Origin of the sequence: Secundilactobacillus mixtipabuli (assembly GCF_002217925.1) — a bacterium.
Taxonomy (GTDB): domain Bacteria; phylum Bacillota; class Bacilli; order Lactobacillales; family Lactobacillaceae; genus Secundilactobacillus; species Secundilactobacillus mixtipabuli.
In genome coordinates this window covers 240,028-262,369 of record NZ_BCMF01000004.1, presented here as the reverse complement: position 1 = coordinate 262,369, position 22,342 = coordinate 240,028, and the positions used below count along the sequence as shown (strand labels likewise).

The window sequence follows — 22,342 nt, the reverse complement described above, 5'->3', positions numbered from 1 at the left end:
TACTGGTAATCATTAATACCAGTGATGAGCTTGCCAGAACTTTTTAGCTTTGGTCCAAGAACCATAACGGCCACTGACATATTTGTTAGCGACTTTTTCTTGGTTAACCGGGCTGTAATTACCATGCAGGTAAGCCTTCAGTAGTTGATAACGACCGTAACAGTTACCGTTACGAGCCGAGTAGCTATACCGGGATTCGCGATAGGCGATCCAATTCTTAGCTTTTTTTTGAGTTGACGATAAGTTAGCGTTAATTTGTGCGATCTGTTTAGCTTGGCTAGCAGAAACTTTGGTTGAAGCTTGTGCCGTCGTTGTCTGTGACTGTGTACTGATACTTGATGTCACGTCGGTGCCCATTCCAAAGGCGAATCCGAAAATCAGTAACAATGCTGCTAGTTTCATTTTTATATTCGCTTTTGACATATCTTGAAAGATCCCCTTATTTGTTTTCACTGTTAAATAGCATACACGTGAAATGTTGCAGTTGTGTTAACTGATAATTACCAGGAGATTAAGTTATATGACAATCGTTAATTTCCTTAATGCTTTATTGAGCCAAGTTTCCGTTTATATACAGCAAAAGAGGTTCTAGACCGCAGTCTAGAACCTCTTAAATAAAAGACTTAATAATGGTTATTTTGATTCACCAGTTTGTGGATCAAACCCCTTTTCAGCAGCGCGTTCACGCAAACCAGTTTCAATATCTTCAAGTGAACGGTTACGAGTTTCAATCGCCTTCTTGTGTACGAACCAGATAGCGAATACACAGAAGAGCCCATAAACGATAAACAGACGAGCGATACCTTGGCCTTCAGGGTTGGCAACACCCTTAGGTTCGAAGGCAACCAATAAAACAGTAAAGGTTTCAGCAACACAGAAGTTAGCGAACCAGTTCACTGCGGCACCGAATGAGTTACCTAGCCCACGGATGTTCAGTGGGAAGGCTTCACCAATCATCAGCCACATGACAGGACCCCAAGTTGCTGAGAAGAAAGCGATGTAAAGGGTTAATGAAATAACGCAGACCCATGAACCCAAGTTCCCATTGCCAGCGTGTAATAGTAACATAGCAGTTGACATGGCGAACAGTGAAGCAGCCATCCCAATAGCACCACCGATCAGCATCTTCTTACGATCGACTTTATCCATGATGGCGACAGCTACAGCAGTAACGATAACGTTAAAGATCCCGATAACAATGTGTGATTGAAGGGCAAAGTGAGTGCTAAATCCAGCTGAAATGAAGATTGTTGGGGCGTAGTACAGAACGGTGTTGCAGCCCATGACTTGTTGCAAAATAGCTAACCCAACAGCCATTACCAAAACTGGCCGGGCAATTGGTCCAAACAATTCGCTCCAACCACCTGAAGGAATCTCAGCCTGAACTTTGATATCGTGTAGTTCCTTTTGAATCACATTTTCATCAGAACTGAAACGACGCAAAACGCTAAGTGCACCAGCTTCATCTTTCTTTCGAACAAGGAAACGAGGTGATTCAGGTAAGTAGATGGAACCAATCCAGAGGATGGCAGCAGGTACGGCTGCTAACCCTAACATCCAACGCCAACTGATACTTTCTGAAAGGTTTAAACCACCTTGAGGTGAGAACCATTCGTTAAAGACGTAGGCGAAGAAGATACCGGTCATAACCATTAATTGGAACAGCGACCCAACAGTACCACGCTTATCAGCTGGGGCAAGTTCGGCTAGGTAAGTCGGAATTAATGATGATGCGGCACCAACGGCAATACCCAAGCAGAATCGGAAGGAAACCAGTGAAATGTATTCTGGTGAAAAGGCAGAACCTAAAGCAGCAAAGAAGAAGATAATTGCTGCTGTAATAAGTAAGTGTCGACGACCAAACCTATCTGACAGTGGACCAATAAAGGCGGCACCGAACATGGCACCAATTGAAGTAGATGCTGTAAGGAACCCATATTGGAATGACCCATTTGCAATACTTAATTCGTGACCAATGAAGAGCATGGCACCGGAAATAACACCGGTATCATAACCGAAAAGCAAACCACCCAAGGCACCAAAGAAGTAGATGACGCTTATGGGCATGTGATGCTTAGTAGCTGCGTTTGACATAGACAAATCCTCCAATCAAGAGATAACACTTGTACGTTGCGGAAAATAATAGCAGTAAACGCTTACATAAATAGCGCTTTAAAAATGAGATAACACAGTGTGAGTGGTTGTTGATAGGTTGGTTTAAGAAAGCAACTAACCAAAAAGAGTATAACCACCTGTCATTTAAAATGCAAGCCCTTTCATAATGAATTTAAGAGGGATTCAGCGTCTTAAGCTGGAATAGTCAGTTGAAGTTATGATGAACGATTTTATGTAACTAAGAAAAATTCAGTTAAAGATAGCCATAAATACGTTAATCTGATTTACATAATGGGCAAAAGAGTTGCCTAAAATTTACCATAAAAAACTGGTGACCAGTCAAGAAAATACTAGTCACCAGTAAGTTTAGCGTACATTAATACCGTTATTCAGCGCTGATGTTAACTTCAATATTACCGCGAGTGGCTTTTGAATATGGGCAGATGGTTTCAGCAATTGCCATGTATTTTTTGGTTTCAGCTTCGTCCAAGCCTTCAATATGGCCAACAAGTTCAACACCAATGTGGAAGTCAGGGCCGTCTCCTTCTTGAAAGAGGGATACCTTAGCCCGAACGGTTGGTTCACCGGAGACACCTGCTTGTTGCAACGCGATGTCTAAGGCACCGTTAAAACAGGAAGCAAATCCCGCAGCAAAAAGTTGTTCAGGGTTAGTTGAATCCTTATCAACACCCGGAGTGCCAATCTTAAAATCCCATTTACGATCATTTGACCAAACTTCACCTGCACGGCCACCCTTATTCGTCATTGTTGTGGTGTATAGTTTTTTTGCCATTCGGATTACCTCATTTCAAGAATTAAGTTGTGTACAATTTAAATTATACTGATTTACATTAAAATTGCAATAAAAGCGCTTACTATTTTAAAGTTTTCTTTAAGCGGATTGGAAACTGCCCGGAAAGCTGGAAAATTTATGTCACAATCTTTAAGTGATACAATTAAATTAAGTACATTTTGAACAATTGTTCAAAATTAATGTGGAGAGGAAGGGATAAAACCGATGTTTTTATCAATGGAACACCTCAACAAAACATACAGTGGCGGTAAAGTTGCCGTGGAGGATTTTAACCTAGAAGTCGAAAAGGGCGAGTTCGTCTGCTTCATTGGGACTTCGGGATCCGGTAAAACAACGACGATGCGGATGATCAACCGGATGTTGCAGCAAACCTCCGGTACCATCAAGATCAATGGTGAAGATATTAGTCAGATGGACCCGGTTAAATTACGGCGAAAAATCGGCTACGTGATTCAAAATATTGGCTTAATGCCACACATGACGATTCGACAAAATATAACGTTGGTGCCACGGTTACTAAAGTGGCCGCAAGATAAGATGAATGAACGTGCCAAAGAAATGATCAAGCTGGTTGATTTACCAGAGGAATTCTTGGATCGCTACCCCTCTGAACTTTCTGGTGGGCAGCAGCAAAGAATTGGGGTTGTCCGCGCCTTAGCAGCGGATCAGGATATCATTTTAATGGATGAACCCTATGGGGCGCTGGATCCGATTACCCGTGAGTCATTGCAGGATCTGATTAAAGACCTGCAGACCCGTCTGGGTAAGACGATTATTTTTGTGACTCATGATATGGATGAAGCGTTGACGCTGGCAACCAAGATCGTTGTGATGGACGGTGGCAAGATCATGCAGGTTGCTTCTCCAGACGAAATTCTGCGCCACCCAGCAAATGAATTTGTTGAAAACTTGATCGGAAAAGACCGCTTGATTCAGGCACGGCCAAGTATTACCACCGTTGGTCAGGTTATGTTGAAGAACGTGGCCTCAATTACGCCAGACCGTTTATTGAAGGAAGCGCTAAAGTTAATGCATGATCGTCGGGTTGACTCACTGCTGGTGACTGACGACGGCGGTACGCTGAAGGGTTATTTAGATATTGAAGATATTGATTATAACTTTAAAACTGCTACAAGCGTAGGCGATGTCATGCACAATGACGTGTTCTACGTTAAATCAGATTCACTGGTTCGTGATACGGTTGAACGGATCTTGAAGCGGGGCTTTAAGAACGTTCCCGTCGTTGATAATCATAACCGACTCGTCGGCATCGTTACCCGTGCAGCGTTAGTTGATATTGTTTACGATGCGCTGTGGGGTGAAGAAGATAAAAAGGATGATAGCGAGGACACCGCAACTGCTTCGACAACAGTTGACCAAGGTGGTGACGCTAAATGATGCACTTTTTGGCCGTTTACGGCGTGTCTTTACTTGGTAAAACCTGGCAGCATCTCTATATTTCAGGCATTTCACTGGGATTAGGTGTGCTGGTGGCGGTTCCACTGGGTGTTGCGCTGACCCGAACGAAACGGACAGCCAACATCGTGGTCTCGATTGCTAGTATGTTACAGACGATTCCCGCGTTAGCGTTGCTGGCGTTCATGATCCCAATTTTTGGGATCGGTGCTAAACCCGCAATCGTTGCGCTGTTCATTTACTCACTATTGCCAATTTTACGGAACACCTACATTGGCATGAACGACGTGGACCCGACATTGAAAGATGCGGCAAAGGGTATGGGTATGACCAGTTGGCAATCCATCATCAAAGTTGAAGTGCCCTTAGCTGCACCAGTGATCATGTCGGGAATCAGATTGTCTGCGACCTATGTGATTGCTTGGGCAGCCTTGGCATCCTACATTGGTGCTGGCGGTTTAGGTGACTTTATTTTCAACGGCTTGAACCTGTACCGGAGTGACTTGATCTTAGGCGGTTCAATTCCCGTGATTATCTTGGCACTGGTGGTTGACTGGCTTTTAGGTAAAGTCGAAAGTGCGTTGACACCGCGGACAACAGAAGGATAGGAGGGAGAAACCGTGAAAAACATCAAAAGATGGCTGTTCATACTAGGCTTCTCCTTACTTGGTGTTATTGGACTAGCTGGCTGCGGCTTTCCTGGTTTGGCTGGGAGTGGCAACAACACGATTAGAATTGCCGCCCAAAATACAACTGAACAGCAAATTATGTCCTACATGATTCAAGATATGATTGAACATGACACTAAACTGCATACCACAATTATCAATAATCTGGGTTCAGCTAACGTGTCATTTAATGCGTTGAAGAATAACCAAGCGGATATTTCGGCCATCCGTTATGTGGGTTCTGATCTGACAACGATCATGAACCGTAACGTTGACCGTAATCCTGCGCGGGCAACTAGAACGGTAAAAGACTACTTTAAAAACAAGTATCATATGACTTACTTCGACTCATACGGTTTCGCTGATACGTACGTCTGGATGGTGACGCAAAAGACCGCTAAAAAGTATAACCTAAATAACGTGAGTGACCTTAAACCAGTCGCTGGAAAGATGAATGTCGGGATTGACCAAATCTGGCTGAATCGGCGAGGCGATGGCTACGACGGCTTCCAAAAGATGTATGGCTATAAGTTTGGCGCGGTTCACCCCATGCAAATCGGACTGGTCTACGATGCTGTTGCAGCGGACAAGATGGACGCCATTCTTGGTTACTCAACCGATGGCCGGGTCAACAGTTATCACTTGAAAATGCTAAAGGATGATAAGCACTTCTTCCCACCATATACCGCGAGTGCGGTCGCAACCAATAAAGTGCTGAAGCAGCATCCAGAACTCAAGCCTGTGATCAATAAACTCAGTGGCAAAATTGATTTGAAGACGATGCAAAAGCTGAATTATAAAGTTGACAATGACTTGATGGAACCGGAAGTTGTTGCTAAACAATATCTGGAACAGCATCATTACTTTGAAGGGAGTGGCGATTAATGGCAAATATGAATCTTTGGGAACAGCTGCTCTACTATTACGGCCATAATGGCGTATACGTGCTGTCTCAGTTTAACCGACACTTTCTGATTTCCATTTATGGCGTTTTATTAGCAGCTATCGTTGGTATTCCGATTGGAATTTTCATCGCGCACCACACCCGCTTAAATGGCGTGGTCATCGGGATCGCCAACGTGATTCAGACGATTCCTTCCTTGGCGATGCTGTCAATTATCATGATTGGGTTAGGTTTAGGGGTCAACACCGTTATCGTAACGGTGTTCCTGTACTCGTTGCTGCCAATCATTAAGAATACGGATGCTGGTATGCGCAATGTCGATCCGGCACTGTTGGACGCCGGAACCGGTATGGGAATGACGAGGATTCAGCTATTACGGCTGGTTGAACTGCCATTATCGATGTCAGTTATCATGGCTGGTTTGCGGAACGCGCTAGTCTTAGCAATTGGAATTACCGCCATCGGGACCTTCGTGGGCGCCGGTGGTTTAGGTGACATCATCATTCGTGGGACGAATGCCACGAATGGGACGGCCATTATCTTAGCGGGTGCGTTACCAACCGCGTTGATGGCGATTATTCTTGACCTAGTGTTAGGCTGGGTGGAGAAAAAGGTGGATCCAACGGCATAGAAGCAAGGTGCGGAAGCGGGCGCTTAGAGAGCGGAGTGTAAGTTAACTCTGGTAAAAATCCCGGGTTTGGATTTATACCAGAGTTGGCTTACATGCAGCTCTCTGCCCGCTGGAGCCCAATTAGGCTATGATGCCAAAAACAGCCATAAATCCTGAACCTGAATTTATGGCTGAAGTCCCTTACATGCAGCTCTCTGCTCGGAGAAGCCCGATTAGACATGGTTGCCAGAACGCTCTACTAATTAAATAAATAAATAAGGCAATTGAACTATTTGAATAGCTCAATTGCCTTATTTTTAACCCTTAAATCTTCTCAACACTCAAAATCTTTACCTGATAACTGCCATTTGGTGAACTAATGGTCACAGTATCACCAGTCGTATGGTCGATGAGCGCTTTTCCTATCGGCGATGACAATGAAATCTTATTGTGGTCAATATCTGCTTCCGGATTGCCCACTAGTTCAAAGGTTTCTTCAGATTGATCATCTTGGAATTGTAGGGTAACCCGTTTGCCGATTTCAATGACGGCGTTATCGGCTGGTTCATAAACCTGAGCGTACCGGAGCTGTTTTTCTAAATAACGGAGCCGGCTTTCCAGATGACGAAGATCACGTTTGGCCGCGCTGTATTCAGCATTTTCGGATAAATCACCCAACGCACGGGCTTCCGAAAGGGCCTTGATTCGCCCCGGTCGTTCCTTTTTAACTGCTTCGATTTCAGCAGCAATCTTGTCATAGCCAGCTTGAGTGACTTTGTTAAAGTACGGTTGCATACGAAAACTCTTTTCTACTCAATTTTTGCCCCAAGGACGTGTTCAAAGTGGCCTAACGCCCAGTCTTGTCCAGCTGGTGTTAAGGCTGCCACGCCATCCTTGTGGACAACGATGTTATACCCTAAATTATAAGCATCAACTGCAGTGTGCAGGACGCAGATGTCCGTGCAGACACCCACTAGATGAACGGTATCTACGTGACGTTCACGTAATCGGATGTCTAAATCAGTTCCCGCAAAGGCGCTATAGCGGGTTTTATCGTACATATAAACTTTTTCATCGTTTTGATGTTCTTCAAACCAAGGCTTGAGCTGACCGTAAAATTCCCGGCCCCAAGTTCCGCGAACATTGTGCGGTGGAAATAACTTCGTTTCAGGATGGTAAGGATCATTTGGCTTATGAACGTCTGTGGGCAAAATCACCCAGCTGCCGTCCGCTTCAAACTGATTGGCCAGTTTAATAATTGCTGGTTCTAGTACTTGACCCGGTTTACCACAGGTCAAAGCACCGTCATCATGGACGAAATCATTGGTGTAATCAATAATGAGTAACGCTTCGTTTGCTGCCATTTTGTGCCTCCGAAAGTTTAGTCAAATTGACGCAGAAATTCTGATAACTTACTCAGCCCTTTTTTCAAAGTGACTTCATCAGTACAATACCCTAAACGCGCGTGTCCTGGCAAGTCAAAACGCTCTCCTGGCACCAATAAAACACCGGTTTCTTTTAGTAATCGTAAGCAAAAGCTTTCGGTAGGCTCTGGAATGTCTAATTTGATACATGAAGTGGAAACTGCTTGAGGGAAAATGACACTGACTCTTGGCTCATCGGCGACCCAATTTTTGAAAATTTCGAGGTTATGCAAGACGATCTTTTGATTGCGTGCCAGTAATTGATCCCGGTGCTGGAGAATGTAAACGGCCAGAATATCATTCCAGACACCACCGCAAATCATGGTATAGTCGCGGTATTTGCGGAAAATATCAGTTACCGTGTTATTTGCGACGGTCCAGCCAATTCGGACACCTGGGAAGGAGTAACTCTTTGACAGAGAATTGGTTGCAATGCCACGATCGTATAGATCGACAATTGAGGTGAAGTTCTCCGGCTGATCTAGGGGCAAGTAAACTTCATCCACCAGAACGTAGGCGCCAACAGATTTGGCGATTTCAACGACTTGCTGCAAGAAGGTTTTATCCAGCAGGGTACCAGTTGGGTTATTCGCATTGTTTAAACAGATCATTTTGGTATTTGGCCGGACAAGCTTTTTGAGCTCCTCGATATCAGGATACCAGCTATCAGCTTCGTGAATGTGCCAGAGATCAACTTCGGCACCAAGTGATCGTGGAATATCGTACAACTGCTGGTACGAAGGGTACTCACTAATGACGTGATCCCCTGATTCAATCAAGGAGTAGAGTGCCAGATAGTTAGCGCCAGTAGCACCGTTAGTCTGCAGGACTTGATCAGGTTGAACGTGGTCGTAGAGGTCACTCACTAACTGTTTGAAGCTGGGTGATCCCTCAATCCAGCCATAGTTCATTTTAATCTGATTTAGTTGATCGTATAAATCAGAATCCTGGTCACCGTTCATGGCAAGGAGTTCTGAAATAGTCATTGAAGAAATGGTACTTTGCGAAATATCATATTTGGCAGATTTTTCCCACTGGTTAAGCCAGTTTTCCACCCCAAATTCTGCGATTTTCATAGGTTGTACTTCCTTTTTAATTATTTGAAATAAGCGATGATTTAGGCAAATAAATGTCTGACAACTCTGGTAATTCAAGGGAAAATTGAAAAACGACGTTGTTGACTCAATTAACAATAGTGTACAATAGAATGGACTTAGAACCAAAGGGGGGAGAACATTGTCGAGTGCAATCCGTAACAGAATGCAGTTACATCAACAAAATATCCAATCAGTTCTGGCTGAAGTTTTTAACCACCAGCCGATTTCAAGAATCGAAATATCAAGGAATTTAGCACTCAACAAATCCACGGTCTCCGCTCTATACAGGGACTTGAAGGAACAGGGCTACGTTGAAGAACTGGGTGAAGGTGACGCTTCAAACGTGGGTGGCCGTAAGCCGGTGTTACTGGCTATCAACAGGCGGTACGGTTACACCATGAACTTTGATTTCGGTTATCGCCATTTACACGTCATGCAAAACAGTTTGTCAGGCGATGTCTTATCTTATCGACAAGTAGACGTTAAGGGGTTAAAAATTAAGCAGATCCTCCCTCTAATCGATCATGAATTAGAAACTGCCTCGGCTAAAGATAACACGATTCACGGTTTACTGGGAATCAGTTTCGCCATTCATGGGACCGTTGATCAAAATCAGGTGACCTATTCTCCCTTCTTAGATATGGAACACGTGGATTTAGCAGACTACTATACGCAAAACTATCAGGTACCGGTTTTGCTGGAAAACGAAGCCAACGTTTCAGCGGTTTACGAGCGTGATTTTAATAAGGAAAACGACCACTTAGAAAACATGGTTTCGATTAGTATTCACCGTGGTATCGGTGCTGGGCTGATCATTGATCAAAAGCTGCATCGCGGTGCTCATGGTGAAGCGGGTGAAATTGGCCGATCAGTTTCCATTGATGGTAATTGGGATGGTGCGCCAAGAAAAGTCGAAGATTACTGTTCGGAAGATGCCATCATTAACCAGATTCAGGATGAAAAACAGGCCAGCAACATGACACGTGACGACGTTGTGCGGTTATTCAACGAAGGCGACGAGATTACTAAGACCGCACTGGATACTTTTGTAAAAAGCGTGGCAGGCATCATTTATAACGCAGCGAACAACTATGATCCAGATATCGTCTTCTTGAATTCACCTTTACTGGAAGTGTTACCGGAGCTGGAACCTCGAATTGAAGAATTCTACGCACAAATGGCACCATCAATACGTGTTCCCATCAAGCTGACACAGAATTCCCACCACGCGACCTTGCTGGGTGGCTGTTCCTTAGTTACCCGCGAAGCGCTTGGAATGGAAGATGCTAAACTTAATTTTAGTGCCCAGACGGCAACAATTTAATGAAATTCAGGGTCATCTACGGATGATCCTGAATTTTTTTTGCGGTTTTTAAGCCCGTTATGTAAGGGCTTACGCCGGTTTAAGCCAAGTTGGCCATTGATAAGGGCTTGTATTTTTTAATGTAAGCGCTATACTATGTCTTGTGAGTTGGTTGTTTGAACAAACTAATCTAAAATGATTTAAATTGAAAACTATTTAGGAGGCTTCTTCATGGCTGAACAACTATGGGACATGAACAAAATTAATTATGTTGGTAACTCAAATTTAGGTTCTGGTGCTGAATTTCATTATTACAACCCAGACGAAGTTATCGGTGGCAAGAAGATGCGTGACTGGTTACGCTTCTCTGTAGCATACTGGCACACATTTGATCAACGTTTGGTAGACCCATTCGGTGATGGAACAGCAGAACGTCCATATGACAAGTACACTGATCCAATGGACAACGCGTTAGCTAAAGTTGACTACGCCTTTGAATTTTACGATAAATTAGGTAATGACTTCCTTTGCTTCCATGATCGTGACTTAGCGCCAGAAGGGGACACATTACGTGAAACCAACGCTAACTTGGACAAAGTCGTTGACCGGATCGTTGAAAACCAAAAGACCACTGGCATGAAGGTATTATGGAACACTTCAAACATGTTCACTAACCCTCGTTTCGTTGCCGGTGCTGGTACTTCACCATACGCTGACATCTTTGCGTACTCAGCTGCTCAATTGAAGCATAGTTTGGAAATTGGTAAGCGGGTCGGCTCTGAAAACTATGTCTTCTGGGGTGGCCGTGAAGGTTACGAATCACTTTGGAACACCAACATGAAGCTCGAACAAGAACACGCAGCTAAGATGTTCCACATGGCTAAGGATTACGCTAACGAGATTGGCTTCGACGCACAAATGCTGCTCGAACCAAAGCCAAAGGAACCAACGACTCACCAATACGACTTTGACGCCGCAACCACTATCGCATTCATGAAGGAATACGATTTGGATAAAGACTTCAAGCTGAACTTGGAAGGTAACCATGCTAACTTGGCTGGTCATACTTATCAACATGAAATCCGGGTTGCCCGTGAAGCTGGTTTACTGGGTTCATTGGATGCTAACCAAGGTGACAAGTTGATTGGCTGGGATATTGATGAATATCCTTCAAACCTTTACGAAACAACCGCTGCAATGTACGAAGTTCTTGAAAACGGCGGTATCGGCCCTCGCGGTGGTTTGAACTTCGATGCTAAGCCTCGTCGTTCATCATTCGAAGCAAACGACTTGTTCTACGGCCACATTGTAGGTATGGATAGCTTTGCTGCCGGCTTACGTGTTGCTTCTAAGATGAAGGAAGACGGCGTTCTTGACAACATCGTTAAGGAACGTTACAGCTCATACAATTCTGGCATTGGTGCCGACATCGAAAGTGGCAAGGCAACCTTCAAGACCCTTGAAGATTACTCACTGGACAAGACCCAAGCTGAATTACGTGCCGCAACTTCGTCAGATCACTTGGAACAAATCAAAGATACCATCAACCATTACATTGTTAACGTTTTAGGCAAATAATGTGATTTAAAGAAGCAGCCAGTGGACCGATTGTCTGCTGACTGCTTTTTTATTGGTACAATTGTTATAAAGGAGCGAGATTATGAACGAATATGTATTAGGGGTCGACTTGGGCACCAGTGCCGTTAAGGTTTCAGCGATGAACCGTGATGGCGAAATTGTTGCCCAGCAAAGTTTCGACTACCCATTGATCCAATCGCACCCAGGTTACAGCGAACAAAATCCAGAAGATTGGGTTTCAGGAACGACGGTAGCAATCGTCAGGTTAATTTTAGACGATCACATCAAACCCGAGGAGATTTCAGGTATCAGTTTTTCTGGTCAAATGCACGGATTGGTTTTACTCGATGCCAATAACCAAGTTCTGCGACCAGCTATTCTTTGGAATGATACGCGGACATCTAAACAGTGTCGCGAGATTGAGGACAAACTGGGTTCAGAATTTGTCGATATCACGAAGAATAAGCCGCTGGAAGGTTTTACGTTACCTAAGATGCTTTGGGTTAAAGAAAATGAACCAGATATTTGGTCACAAGCCAAGACCTTCTTGCTGCCAAAGGATTACGTTCGATATCGGATGACCGGTAAGCTTGGCATGGATTACTCAGATGCCACAGGGACTGTTTTATTGGACGTTAAGGACGGCAAGTGGAGCCAAACAATCTGTGACGCCTTTGATATTCCAATGTCCATGTGTCCACCATTAATGAAGTCCATTGATTCAGCCGGCAACGTCACCAGCAGCTACGCGGTCTTCTCAGGACTGGATACCCACACGAAAGTCTTTGGCGGTGCCGCTGATAACGCTGCCGGTGCTGTTGGTGCAGGCATTCTGTCACCTAACATGGTGCTTTCAAGTATCGGGACTTCCGGTGTTGTGCTGAAGTATGAAGAAGATCCAACCGTTGACTATCACGGCGTGCTTCAATTTGAAGATCATGCCATTCCGGATTCATATTACTCAATGGGTGTGACCCTCGCTGCGGGATATTCACTGAATTGGTTCAAGCGGACCTTTGCCAGCGATGAATCCTTTGACGACATGGTGGCCAGTGCTGCTGACTCCGGCGTTGGCGCAAACGGGTTGCTATACACGCCTTATATCGTGGGTGAACGGGCACCGCACGCGGATGCTGATATCCGGGGGAGTTTCACTGGTGTTGACGGGACCCACAAGAAGTCAGACTTTGTTCGAGCTGTTCTGGAAGGCATCATCTTCTCGTTTAAAGACATCATGGATATTTACGACGAGAACGATAAGCAATTTGATACGGTTGTTGCTATTGGTGGCGGTGCTAAGAGTCCACTGTGGTTGCAAATTCAAGCTGATATCTTCAATAAGAAGGTTGTTAGCTTAACCAACGAGCAGGGCCCTGGTATGGGTGCTGCAATGATTGCCGCCGTTGGTTTGGGCTGGTTCAAGAACTTCCAAGAATGTGCTGAAAAGTTCGTGCATTTCGGCAAAACGTACCTGCCAAACCCTGATAACGCTAAGAAGTATGATCAGCTGCACAAGATTTACGCGCAGGTTTACGAGCAAACGAAGGGCATCAGTCAGCAGTTGCTGGCTTACCGGCGGGAGAATAACTAAGGCTTAGAACTTTAAAGCACCAGCATGGTCGTCTGTGAGCGACTATGCTGGTGCTTTAATATTGGCTGTCTTAGTGTGACACGGCATAAAACAGCACCCTCGCTAGGCTACGGCGAGGGTGCTGTTGTGTGTGTGAGTTGTATCATTTTTATTGACTAATTAATCCGTATAAGTTTAAAGTGTGAAGTTACCTGAACCGCCATTCAACTTAAACGTCTTCACTTCACCGTTAGCATGGAAGTTGACGGTTGAAGAACCCTTTAAGCCATCTGAAGTGACAGTTAATGTGTTTCCTTGACGCTGAGCTTTAACACTACCTACTGGCTTGCCCTTTTGATCAACAACGCGAGTAGTAGCGGTGTTGCCATCTGCTAGTTCATAGATGTTGATGTCAGGAGCCTCTGTGTAGTCGTACTGTGCGTGTTCAGCACCTGGGTGACGCAAGATAATACTGTTATCTCTTGCCAGAACAGGTAAGTTCAGCATGTCATAGTTTTCTGTGAACCACTGACCGTTTTTAACGTGGTAGCTCTTTTCGGTTAAAATGTTGGTCCAGTTGCCTTCCGGCAAGTAATAGGTAACGTCACCTTCAGCATTGAAGATCGGCGCAACCATCAATTTACTACCTAACATGTACTGCTGTTCAAGATGATAGGTATTGCGATCGTTTGCATATTCGAGGAAGAGTGGTCGCATTAATGGGGTACCAGTTTCATGAGTATTAACAGCTTCGTCAAAAATGTAAGGCATGAGTGAGAGCTTTAAGTTAACGAATTTGCGGGTATTATCCACAGCTTCTTCATCAAAGACCCACGGCACCTTGTACTGGCCTGAACCATGGTAACGTGAATGAGAACTTAAGAGGCCAAATTGTGTCCAGCGTTTGTAAAGGTCTGGCGTTGCTTGTTCTTCAAACCCACTGATATCATGAGCCCAGAAACCAAAGCCGGAAAGTAGGAATGACAGGCCGCCGTGCAGTGAATCAGACATTGACTTGTAACGGCTGAGGCAGTCACCGCCCCAGTGGACAGGGAACTTCTGAGAACCGACAGTTGCTGAGCGGGCAAAGACGACTGCTTGGTCAGCACCCTTTTCTTGCTTGATAATGTCGAAAACAGTTTGGTTATATTGATACGTATAGTAGTTGTGTTCACGCTTAGGGTCAGAACCATCGAAGAAGACAGCATCCTCAACGGGGATTCGTTCACCAAAGTCGGTCTTGAAGCAATCGACACCCATATCGAGGAGTGCTTTTAGCTTACCTTGGAACCACTTGACGGCATCGGGATTAGTGAAATCAACGAACCCGTTACCAGCTTGCCAAAGATCCCATTGCCAAACAGTGCCATTTTCACGTTTGATCAAATAGCCGTTGTCTCGAGCTTCTTTGAAAATTGGTGATTTTTGGGCAATGTATGGATTCAACCAGACACAGACTTTAATCCCGCGATCATGAATTTTCTTGATCAAACCTTCTGGATCAGGGAATTGATCACGATCCCAAAGCAAGGTCGACCATTCGAAGCCCTTTTGCCAGAAACAGTCAAAATGGAAGACATCGAGCGGAATCTTTCGTTCGTGCATGCCGTCGATGAATTTTAGAACGGTTTCTTCACTGTAATCAGTGGTGAATGAAGTTGACAACCAAAGACCAAACGTCCAAGCAGGTGGTAATGAAACCTTCCCCGTTAAACGGGTGTACTTATCAAGAACACCTTTAGGAGTGGGACCGTCGATCACGTAGTACTGAAGAGATTGACCTTCAATACTGAACTGGGTCCGATCAACGTTTTCTGAAGCGACTTCAAAGGAAACGGTCTCCGGCTGATCGACAAACACACCATAGCCTTCGCTGCTTAAGTAGAAAGGAACGTTCTTATAGGCTTGTTCAGAACCGGTACCACCATCTTTGTTGACAATATCGACCGATTGCCCGTTCTTAACGATGGCGCCAAAACGTTCGCCTAAACCGTAGATCAACTCATCAACACCCATTGAAAGCTGTTCTCTCATGTAGTGTTTGCCAGTTGACTTATCTAAGATCACGCCTTCAGCTTTTTCCATCGATTTAGTAATCGTCTTACCGTTACGTTGGAAATCAAGTTCGAAGTGACCCTTAAAGGGTGCTTTAACAGCTAAATCACCAGACTGATAAGTAATTTCCTTATCGCCAGTAGTGATTTTTACGTTTGGATGTTCATTTTCCAATTCAAATGAAGGCCCTTTTTCAGGCTGGTCAAAGTGAATCAGTTTAACACCAATCACACCTTCCATAGGGGAAGTGAGTTCAATGGTAGACATCCCGAGGTTTAATTCATCACCGCGTTCGTTAATGTATTTAAATGGGGCGTAAAGCGTTAATTGATCACCATCTTGCTTAACGTCGAAAACTTCTTTTGGCGACTGGATCTCATATTGAGGTCGGTCTAGCCAATAACCGTTCGTAAACTTCATGGAAATTGCACCTCTATTAGTTAGTTTAGAAATTGAACTTATTAATAATCGTGTTTAGTGTAACCGGATTCAATGACTTTGTCAACGCTTTCATCAAGTCAAAATATTTATTTTAGGCTATCCATAGCGGCATTATAGGAAGCCTTTCAAATGATAACGACTTTTAGAGCAAAGCATCTATTGACGTGTGTAAACGGTTACAGTATGATTTGATTTGAAAATTGAATTTATTGATAATCATATTCTGTTTAAATACGAGGTGTTCATTATGAGTCAAAACGTCTCACAGCCCGTAGAAGCGGCGACCGAACAAAAGAATCAGGTACCGTGGAAAGAGCGTTTTTCCTATAGTCTAAGTGATTTTGCGTGCAACTTATCCTTTCAAATGGTCGGCACTTACTTAATGATTTTCTATACTGATACATTTGGTATCAGCGCTGCAGCCGTAGGGACTTTGTTTCTAGTTGCCCGGATCGTCGATGCGTTTGATGGGCCATTCTGGGGGATCATGATTGATCATACCCATACTAAGTGGGGAAAGAGCCGGCCATATTGGCTATGGTTCTCGATACCATTTGCCGTTTTCTGTGTCCTGGTCTTCACGACGCCGAACTTGAGTGTTACGGGTAAAATTATTTGGGCTTACATTACCTATATTGGTGTTGATGTCCTGTATTCAGCCGTCAACATTCCCATCACGTCAATCTTGCCATCATTAACAAGTAACCCTCAAGAGCGTGTGACTTTGTCTACCATTCGTCAATTTATGGGGACTGCCGGGGCAACGATCATCACTGGTATTACGTTAGGGATGGTTGCTTTTATTGGCGGTTCAACCACCAGTAAACGTGGCTGGTTCATTTGGGCTTTAATCGTTGGGATTATTGTTGTGTTAATCTTTGCTGTCGTCTTCAAGAATACCCACGAACGGGTACAAACTAAGAGTTCACGTCAGTCTATTCCAATCAAAGAATCTTTAAAGGCCCTTAAGCAAAACTGGCCTTGGGCAATCATCATCTTTATCAACTTTATTTATTGGTTAGGGATGCAAACCCGTTCACAAGTTACGGTGTACTTCTTTAAGTACAACATGCATGATGCTGGTTTGGCTTCATTGGTACTGAGTTTACAGTTAGTTGCCTTAGTTGCCGTTGTTTTAACACCGTTGACTTCTAAATTGATCGGTAAGCGAAACACTATGTTAGGTGGGATGATCTTAGCCTGCGTTGGCCAACTTTTGCTGGACTTAGGTGCTTCACACCTGAGCGTTGGTATGATCGTCTTCGCAACTATCATCGGCTACCTTGGTACTGGTTACGTTTCAGGCTTGATTGCTGTTATGTTGGCTGACGCCGTTGATTACGGTGAATGGAAGAACGGTGTGCGTGCTGAAGGAATCGTCACTTCATTCTCAAGTTTCTCAGCTAAGCTGGGTATGGGGATTGGCGGTGCGATCACTGGTGCAATCCTTTCTTCAACGGGCTACGTTGCCAACCATGCACAAACCGCAACTGCTTTACACGGTATTGAAATGAACTATATTTGGGTACCGCTTCTCGGATTTGGACTATCCGCTATCGCATTATTGTTTTATCATGTAGATGGCATTGAAAAGAAAATGCAGCGTGATTTAGCAGCTAAGCATGCTAAGGAAAATGCTGAAGCAGAATAATGATGAGAAATGAGCGATTTGGATGATTATTAATAAAGACATTATGCGCGGCTATAATGAGCGTTCAGTACTGGCAGAGATCATTAACAACGGGCCGCTATCACGGAATGAAATTTCCCAAAAAGTGGGCCTCAATAAGGTGACTGTTTCTGATATTGTTGGTCAATTATTAGAACGGCAATTTGTGAAAAGCCTGGGCGAAGGACACGCCAACACTGGCAGCAGTGGACGAAAGCCCGAACTGGTTGAGTACAACGCTGAGTTTGGTTATACCGTGAACTTCAGTATTTCCGGGTCGCAAATCGAAATGCTGGCGACTAAGTTCGATGGCCGCGTACTCGAATATAATGTTGAACAGATTAATCATCAGCCCATCTCGATTATTTTGAAAAAGATGGATGATCTTATAGCACAGTTACCGGACTTTCACCTAGTAAATGGCCTCCAAGCTATTTCAATTGCAGTCTTTGGTGTGGTCTATGAGAACGAAATCCTTCATTCGGATTTTATCGATTACGATGACGTTGACCTCGTTGGGTATTTCCGGGACAAGTATGGTGTGCCCGTGATTATTGAAAATGAGGCTAACCTGTCAGCAATTTTTGAAGAAGATTATAGCAAACAGGAATTACAAAACTTAATTTCAATTAGTATTCATGAAGGTATTGGTGCTGGTGTAATTATCGACGCTCACCTCTATGCTGGTAATTACGGCCAGGCTGGTGAGATTGGCCGGATGCTGATTCCAGATTCTGGAAAAAGCCAGGTACGGTTAACTAAATTACCAACCTTCGAGTCCGAATGGTCTCTGAATGCGATTGTTGCTAAAGCCTGTGTCATTAAGCAGAATAAGGATTATAATCTGGCAATGCTGATTGAGGATTATAAAAACCATGATGACCAGATAGCAAAACTCATTGATTCATTTTGCTATTACCTCGCTATCGTCACTAGTCATTTGATTTCTGCCTATGATCCGCAAATGATCTTCTATAATTCACCGTTAATCGACAGTCTGCCAGAAATTTTGAAGAACGTTCAAATGAAACTCACCTTTTTGCCTTTGGTGCCACCATTGGTTATGTCAAAGGATGTGCATTATGCGACGCTACTAGGCGGGGCTTCAATGGCAATCCATAGCGTGCTTCATATGAACGGTACTAGACTGATCCTTCATCATTAATCAATCGGATAATCTAATCATTTTTTAGAGGAGCTTAAATACCCACATGAGATAGGTATTTAGGCTCCTTTTGTCTACTAATAGGAGGAATGAACATGCAAGTACCAGAAAATTTTTTATGGGGTGGCGCGATTGCTGCTCACCAAGCTGAGGGTGCTTATAATACTGATGGAAAGGGCTTAAGCGTTGCTGACGTCATGACGGCGGCTGGCAATTTTGATGAACGGCGAATCACTAACGGCGTGAAAACCGGTGAATTTTATCCTAATCATGAAGGCATTGATTTTTATCATCAATTTCCAGAAGACATTAAGTTGTTTGCTGAAATGGGGTTTAAGTGTTTCCGGACGTCAATCGCCTGGTCGCGAATTTTCCCCAACGGTGATGAAGAGGAACCCAACGAAGCTGGTTTGAAGTTCTACGATCGCTTATTTGATGAGTGCCATAAGTATCATATTGAACCAGTTGTGACACTGTCACACTTTGAAATGCCCTATCATCTCGTGACTGAGTATGGCGGTTTCCGCAGTCGAAAGGTTTTAGATTGTTTCGTTCACTTTGCTCAAGCTGTGATTACCCGTTATCAGCACAAAGTTAAATATTGGCTGACGTTCAACGAAATTAATAATCAGACTAACTATGACCGCGCTTTTACCCTGTTCACTAACTCTGGTGTCCAGATTCATGAGGGTGAAAATGCTGAAGCAGTGATGTATCAAGCAGCTCATTACGAAGTGGTTGCTAGCGCTAAGGTGGTTAAATTTGCGCATGAATTAAATTCAAACTTATTAATTGGCGCTATGGTTGCTTTTTCGCCAGTTTATCCAGCTACCGACAAACCAGATGATCTGTTAAAAGCACAACGTGCAATGCAAAGTCGGTTTTGGTTCTCTGACGTTCAGGTCGAGGGCAGTTACCCAGCCTGGTTGCGCAAGTATCAAGCCGCAAAACAGTTTAATTTGGATATCACAGATGCCGATTTGGCAGTGCTGAAACAAGGCCAAGTAGACTATCTCGGGTTCAGCTATTACATGTCATTTGCGACGGCCGCTCGTCCGGGTGAAGATGAGTTCTATTCGTATAACGAAGCGACTGATCTTGTGGAGAATAAGTACGTGCCGAAATCTGACTGGGGCTGGCAAGTTGATCCGAAGGGCCTCCGTTACGCTTTGAACTGGATGAACGATCGTTATCATTTGCCGTTATTTGTGGTGGAGAACGGCATCGGAGCAATCGATAAGTTAACAGTCAGCCATCAAGTCCACGATGATTACCGGATTAAGTATTTGCGTGATCACATTAAGCAAATGGAACTGGCAATCAACGATGATGGTATTGACGTAATGGGGTACACACCTTGGAGCGCGATTGATATCGTTTCCGCAAGTACCGGTCAATTATCCAAGCGCTACGGGTTTATCTACGTTGACCGAGATGATCAGGGTAATGGTTCTCTGAAACGTTACCGCAAGGATTCGTTTTACTGGTATCAAAAGGTGATTTCAACCCGTGGTGAGAAATTAGGTGATGAATATGCTGACGATTCAAAATGATAGTGGTTTATTAGCAGTTGATATTGGTGGCACGTCGGTCAAATATGGCTACTGGATAAAGCAGGAGATGCAAGATCTTGGAAAATTTGCTACACCTTCAACCTGGCCTGAAATGAAAGCGCAACTTCTAAGTCTGCCTGAGCAAATTGCTAAGCCGATTCACGGGGTTGCTGTCAGCTTACCTGGCAGCGTGAATGTGAGCACCGGCCAAATTTCTGGCGTTACCGCGGTCCCCTACCTCACGGATTTTCCCATTCGCGATGAACTAAGTGAAGGATTCAAACGACCTGTGACGATTCAAAATGATGCGAATTGTGCTGGGTTAGCAGAGGCTTGGATCGGTAACGCTAAGGATGTATCGTCAGTGGCTTTGCTGGTTATTGGTACGGGTATCGGCGGCAGCCTGATTCAGGATGGTAAGCTGTTAACTGGTCGTGATCATTTTATGGGGGAATTCGGCTATAGCATTATGGATGGTAATGATAGAACATTGAGTGATCTAGCCAGTCCAGTGAAAATGGCACAGCGGTACACCCAAGCCAGTCATTCAACCCAAATCGTTGAAGCACCGGAAATTTTTGAGCGGGCTAAAACGGGTGACCTTTTAGCAAATGATTGTCTTAATAACATGCTTCGCTGGTTAAGCTTAGCAGCGTATAATGTGATCACCAGTTTTGACCCTGACCGGTTGTTGATTGGTGGCGGAATTTCAGTTCGAGATGATTTCTTAAAGATGTTTCGAAACCGTGTTCACACCCTGTTAGTTAAAAAAGGGGCAACCGTGACAACCGATATTGATCGCTGCCGTTTTTGCAATCAATCAAATTTGATTGGTGCTGTTGCCCAGTTTCAAAATGAATACCCTGAGACTTCAACCGTTCATTAGGGCTTTAAAAATAGTTTGGTAGCTGTCAGAGTTTAATGCAAACAAGTGCTGTCCCGATTTGAGTAACGGGGCGGCGCTTGTTTTGTCCTAACAGAGTGATTTAAGGTGCTCATTTTGAAAGTTTAAATTAAAAGTTAAGATGCCCAAATATTGATAGCTATTTTTACTTCTAGTAGTATACTTTGTGCATTAATAAGTTTGTGGAAAGTAGGGGAGTATTATCGATACAACGCTTGTCTTTCAGTTGCCAGTTTATATTGACTGGTTCGATCGTCATAATCAGCGGCATCTCACAACCGGCCAGCAGCTGGAGATGGCTATTCACGAACTCCTGCTTTCGCAAAGTCCATGGACGGATGAATGGCATACTGATGTACCGTACGCAGCTGGTAACCAACAGGGTACGGCTAAGTTGGCAGCGGTGCGGGCTGATCATCAGCATCACCGAGCAATCTTGACGATTCGATACCGTCAGTCAATGAGCAGCGGCGATAACGGTTATCAGTTAGCGGAAATTGTGGCTGTTTTTCTAAAAACAGTGATGAATCGTTTCTGTCAGCGAACCGTTTTCGGGGTTCAAAATGCACGTCTTGCTATACGCATCGCTTAATTTCTCCGTCCTCGACACTCGTTAATGTTTTGAGTTGCCATACATTAAAAATTAAATCTGGAAGTGATTGAGTGATGTCTCGACTGAGTATGGAACCCGAGGAGATCATCGAACAATTTGGTTTGCCATCAGTAAAGCATATTATTGCGTCATTAGCCATACCACAAGCTACTTTAGATAAAGAGATTGCTTGTGCAAAAGATTACCATAAGCAGGGTAATAACCCACCAAGTTATCTGAGTGTTCGTAGTATCAGTGAGGTGATCGAAGACGAGTATGATAACTTTGTTGAGCGATTATATCGTCAAGGTGAAACTGAGATAGCCTATGATGATCTGCTGAATTCGTTTAAACAACAGCTTAATCGGCAGTTAGCGGGATTTGTGGTTGTTAAAAATACGGGTCGGGCTTATGTTCCCGATGAAAACGATCAAACGGCCTTGAAGCTTTAAAAACTAAAAGAA

General features: G+C 44.1%; 20 protein-coding genes. 13 read left to right on the top strand and 7 right to left on the bottom strand.

Annotated features, from left to right (window positions below):
• Positions 1–12: 12 nt before the first annotated feature.
• The 3 genes from IWT5_RS05150 to IWT5_RS05140 all read right to left on the bottom strand — a co-directional run bounded on the left by IWT5_RS05150 (position 13) and on the right by IWT5_RS05140 (position 2,908).
• On the bottom strand, positions 13–423 hold the full coding sequence (locus IWT5_RS05150; RefSeq protein ID WP_089108889.1) for an aggregation-promoting factor C-terminal-like domain-containing protein: 411 nt from the start codon (positions 421–423) through the stop codon (positions 13–15).
• 210 nt (positions 424–633) lie between these two features.
• Positions 634–2,094, bottom strand: coding sequence for a sugar porter family MFS transporter (locus IWT5_RS05145; RefSeq protein WP_089108888.1), 1,461 nt, complete (start codon positions 2,092–2,094; stop codon positions 634–636).
• 406 nt (positions 2,095–2,500) lie between these two features.
• Positions 2,501–2,908, bottom strand: coding sequence for an Ohr family peroxiredoxin (locus IWT5_RS05140; protein WP_089108887.1), 408 nt, complete (start codon positions 2,906–2,908; stop codon positions 2,501–2,503).
• 225 nt (positions 2,909–3,133) lie between these two features.
• Here IWT5_RS05140 and IWT5_RS05135 point away from each other — a divergent pair, with 225 nt between their 5' ends.
• Genes IWT5_RS05135 through IWT5_RS05120 form a run of 4 tightly spaced genes read left to right on the top strand, consistent with a single transcriptional unit; the run spans position 3,134 to position 6,548 of the window.
• Positions 3,134–4,327, top strand: coding sequence for a betaine/proline/choline family ABC transporter ATP-binding protein (locus tag IWT5_RS05135; RefSeq protein WP_089108886.1), 1,194 nt, complete (start codon positions 3,134–3,136; stop codon positions 4,325–4,327).
• Entirely contained in the window at positions 4,324–4,953 is a 630-nt protein-coding gene (locus IWT5_RS05130) for an ABC transporter permease (protein WP_089108885.1), read from the top strand. Before IWT5_RS05135 ends, IWT5_RS05130 begins: the two co-directional genes overlap by 4 nt.
• A 12-nt stretch (positions 4,954–4,965) precedes the next feature.
• On the top strand, positions 4,966–5,898 hold the full coding sequence (locus tag IWT5_RS05125; RefSeq protein ID WP_089108884.1) for an osmoprotectant ABC transporter substrate-binding protein: 933 nt from the start codon (positions 4,966–4,968) through the stop codon (positions 5,896–5,898).
• A complete protein-coding gene (locus tag IWT5_RS05120; protein WP_089108883.1) occupies positions 5,898–6,548 on the top strand; it encodes an ABC transporter permease in 651 nt (216 codons plus the stop codon). Before IWT5_RS05125 ends, IWT5_RS05120 begins: the two co-directional genes overlap by 1 nt.
• Positions 6,549–6,851: 303 nt before the next feature.
• Here the strand turns inward: IWT5_RS05120 and greA are convergent, their stop codons facing one another.
• The 3 genes from greA to IWT5_RS05105 are packed head-to-tail and all read right to left on the bottom strand — an operon-like array spanning position 6,852 to position 9,027.
• Positions 6,852–7,322, bottom strand: coding sequence for a transcription elongation factor GreA (greA, locus tag IWT5_RS05115; RefSeq protein ID WP_089108882.1), 471 nt, complete (start codon positions 7,320–7,322; stop codon positions 6,852–6,854).
• A gap of 14 nt (positions 7,323–7,336) precedes the next feature.
• The gene (locus IWT5_RS05110; protein WP_089108881.1) at positions 7,337–7,891 is read right to left on the bottom strand and encodes a cysteine hydrolase family protein; all 555 of its coding nucleotides are present in this window, start codon (positions 7,889–7,891) and stop codon (positions 7,337–7,339) included.
• Positions 7,892–7,908: 17 nt separating this feature from the next.
• Positions 7,909–9,027, bottom strand: coding sequence for an aminotransferase (locus IWT5_RS05105; protein ID WP_089108880.1), 1,119 nt, complete (start codon positions 9,025–9,027; stop codon positions 7,909–7,911).
• A 160-nt stretch (positions 9,028–9,187) separates the two neighbouring features.
• Here IWT5_RS05105 and IWT5_RS05100 point away from each other — a divergent pair, with 160 nt between their 5' ends.
• The 3 genes from IWT5_RS05100 (at position 9,188) to xylB (ending at position 13,520) form a co-directional block, all read left to right on the top strand.
• Positions 9,188–10,372: an ROK family transcriptional regulator gene (locus tag IWT5_RS05100; protein ID WP_225360225.1), complete on the top strand. Its 1,185-nt coding sequence runs from the start codon at positions 9,188–9,190 to the stop codon at positions 10,370–10,372.
• A 210-nt stretch (positions 10,373–10,582) separates the two neighbouring features.
• Positions 10,583–11,929, top strand: a complete 1,347-nt coding sequence (gene xylA / locus IWT5_RS05095; protein WP_089108879.1) for a xylose isomerase — start codon at positions 10,583–10,585, stop codon at positions 11,927–11,929.
• Between the two features lie 82 nt (positions 11,930–12,011).
• The gene (gene xylB / locus IWT5_RS05090; RefSeq protein WP_089108878.1) at positions 12,012–13,520 is read left to right on the top strand and encodes a xylulokinase; all 1,509 of its coding nucleotides are present in this window, start codon (positions 12,012–12,014) and stop codon (positions 13,518–13,520) included.
• 174 nt (positions 13,521–13,694) lie between these two features.
• Here the strand turns inward: xylB and yicI are convergent, their stop codons facing one another.
• Positions 13,695–15,974 (bottom strand): alpha-xylosidase, encoded by a 2,280-nt coding sequence (gene yicI, locus IWT5_RS05085; protein ID WP_089108877.1) that lies wholly within the window; start codon positions 15,972–15,974, stop codon positions 13,695–13,697.
• 268 nt (positions 15,975–16,242) lie between these two features.
• Here yicI and IWT5_RS05080 point away from each other — a divergent pair, with 268 nt between their 5' ends.
• The 6 genes from IWT5_RS05080 to IWT5_RS05055 all read left to right on the top strand — a co-directional run bounded on the left by IWT5_RS05080 (position 16,243) and on the right by IWT5_RS05055 (position 22,330).
• A complete protein-coding gene (locus IWT5_RS05080; protein WP_089108876.1) occupies positions 16,243–17,646 on the top strand; it encodes an MFS transporter in 1,404 nt (467 codons plus the stop codon).
• A gap of 22 nt (positions 17,647–17,668) precedes the next feature.
• A complete protein-coding gene (locus IWT5_RS05075; RefSeq protein ID WP_089108875.1) occupies positions 17,669–18,829 on the top strand; it encodes an ROK family transcriptional regulator in 1,161 nt (386 codons plus the stop codon).
• 89 nt (positions 18,830–18,918) lie between these two features.
• Positions 18,919–20,382, top strand: a complete 1,464-nt coding sequence (locus tag IWT5_RS05070; protein WP_089108874.1) for a 6-phospho-beta-glucosidase — start codon at positions 18,919–18,921, stop codon at positions 20,380–20,382.
• On the top strand, positions 20,357–21,268 hold the full coding sequence (locus IWT5_RS05065; protein WP_225360231.1) for an ROK family protein: 912 nt from the start codon (positions 20,357–20,359) through the stop codon (positions 21,266–21,268). Before IWT5_RS05070 ends, IWT5_RS05065 begins: the two co-directional genes overlap by 26 nt.
• A gap of 244 nt (positions 21,269–21,512) precedes the next feature.
• On the top strand, positions 21,513–21,878 hold the full coding sequence (locus IWT5_RS05060; RefSeq protein ID WP_089108873.1) for a PIN domain-containing protein: 366 nt from the start codon (positions 21,513–21,515) through the stop codon (positions 21,876–21,878).
• A 71-nt stretch (positions 21,879–21,949) separates the two neighbouring features.
• Positions 21,950–22,330 carry a hypothetical protein gene (locus IWT5_RS05055; protein WP_143443083.1) on the top strand — a complete coding sequence of 127 codons (381 nt, stop codon included), beginning with the start codon at positions 21,950–21,952 and terminating at the stop codon, positions 22,328–22,330.
• Positions 22,331–22,342 lie beyond the last annotated feature (12 nt).

Excerpts from the sequence above, each read along its gene's own strand:
- IWT5_RS05150 (WP_089108889.1), bottom strand. The coding sequence starts at position 423 with ATGTCAAAAGCGAATATAAAAATGAAACTAGCAGCATTGTTACTGATT.
- IWT5_RS05145 (WP_089108888.1), bottom strand. The coding sequence starts at position 2,094 with ATGTCAAACGCAGCTACTAAGCATCACATGCCCATAAGCGTCATCTAC.
- IWT5_RS05140 (WP_089108887.1), bottom strand. The coding sequence starts at position 2,908 with ATGGCAAAAAAACTATACACCACAACAATGACGAATAAGGGTGGCCGT.
- IWT5_RS05135 (WP_089108886.1), top strand. The coding sequence starts at position 3,134 with ATGTTTTTATCAATGGAACACCTCAACAAAACATACAGTGGCGGTAAA.
- IWT5_RS05130 (WP_089108885.1), top strand. The coding sequence starts at position 4,324 with ATGATGCACTTTTTGGCCGTTTACGGCGTGTCTTTACTTGGTAAAACC.
- IWT5_RS05120 (WP_089108883.1), top strand. The coding sequence starts at position 5,898 with ATGGCAAATATGAATCTTTGGGAACAGCTGCTCTACTATTACGGCCAT.
- greA (WP_089108882.1), bottom strand. The coding sequence starts at position 7,322 with ATGCAACCGTACTTTAACAAAGTCACTCAAGCTGGCTATGACAAGATT.
- IWT5_RS05110 (WP_089108881.1), bottom strand. The coding sequence starts at position 7,891 with ATGGCAGCAAACGAAGCGTTACTCATTATTGATTACACCAATGATTTC.
- IWT5_RS05105 (WP_089108880.1), bottom strand. The coding sequence starts at position 9,027 with ATGAAAATCGCAGAATTTGGGGTGGAAAACTGGCTTAACCAGTGGGAA.
- xylA (WP_089108879.1), top strand. The coding sequence starts at position 10,583 with ATGGCTGAACAACTATGGGACATGAACAAAATTAATTATGTTGGTAAC.
- xylB (WP_089108878.1), top strand. The coding sequence starts at position 12,012 with ATGAACGAATATGTATTAGGGGTCGACTTGGGCACCAGTGCCGTTAAG.
- yicI (WP_089108877.1), bottom strand. The coding sequence starts at position 15,974 with ATGAAGTTTACGAACGGTTATTGGCTAGACCGACCTCAATATGAGATC.
- IWT5_RS05080 (WP_089108876.1), top strand. The coding sequence starts at position 16,243 with ATGAGTCAAAACGTCTCACAGCCCGTAGAAGCGGCGACCGAACAAAAG.
- IWT5_RS05075 (WP_089108875.1), top strand. The coding sequence starts at position 17,669 with ATGATTATTAATAAAGACATTATGCGCGGCTATAATGAGCGTTCAGTA.
- IWT5_RS05070 (WP_089108874.1), top strand. The coding sequence starts at position 18,919 with ATGAACATGCAAGTACCAGAAAATTTTTTATGGGGTGGCGCGATTGCT.
- IWT5_RS05065 (WP_225360231.1), top strand. The coding sequence starts at position 20,357 with ATGAATATGCTGACGATTCAAAATGATAGTGGTTTATTAGCAGTTGAT.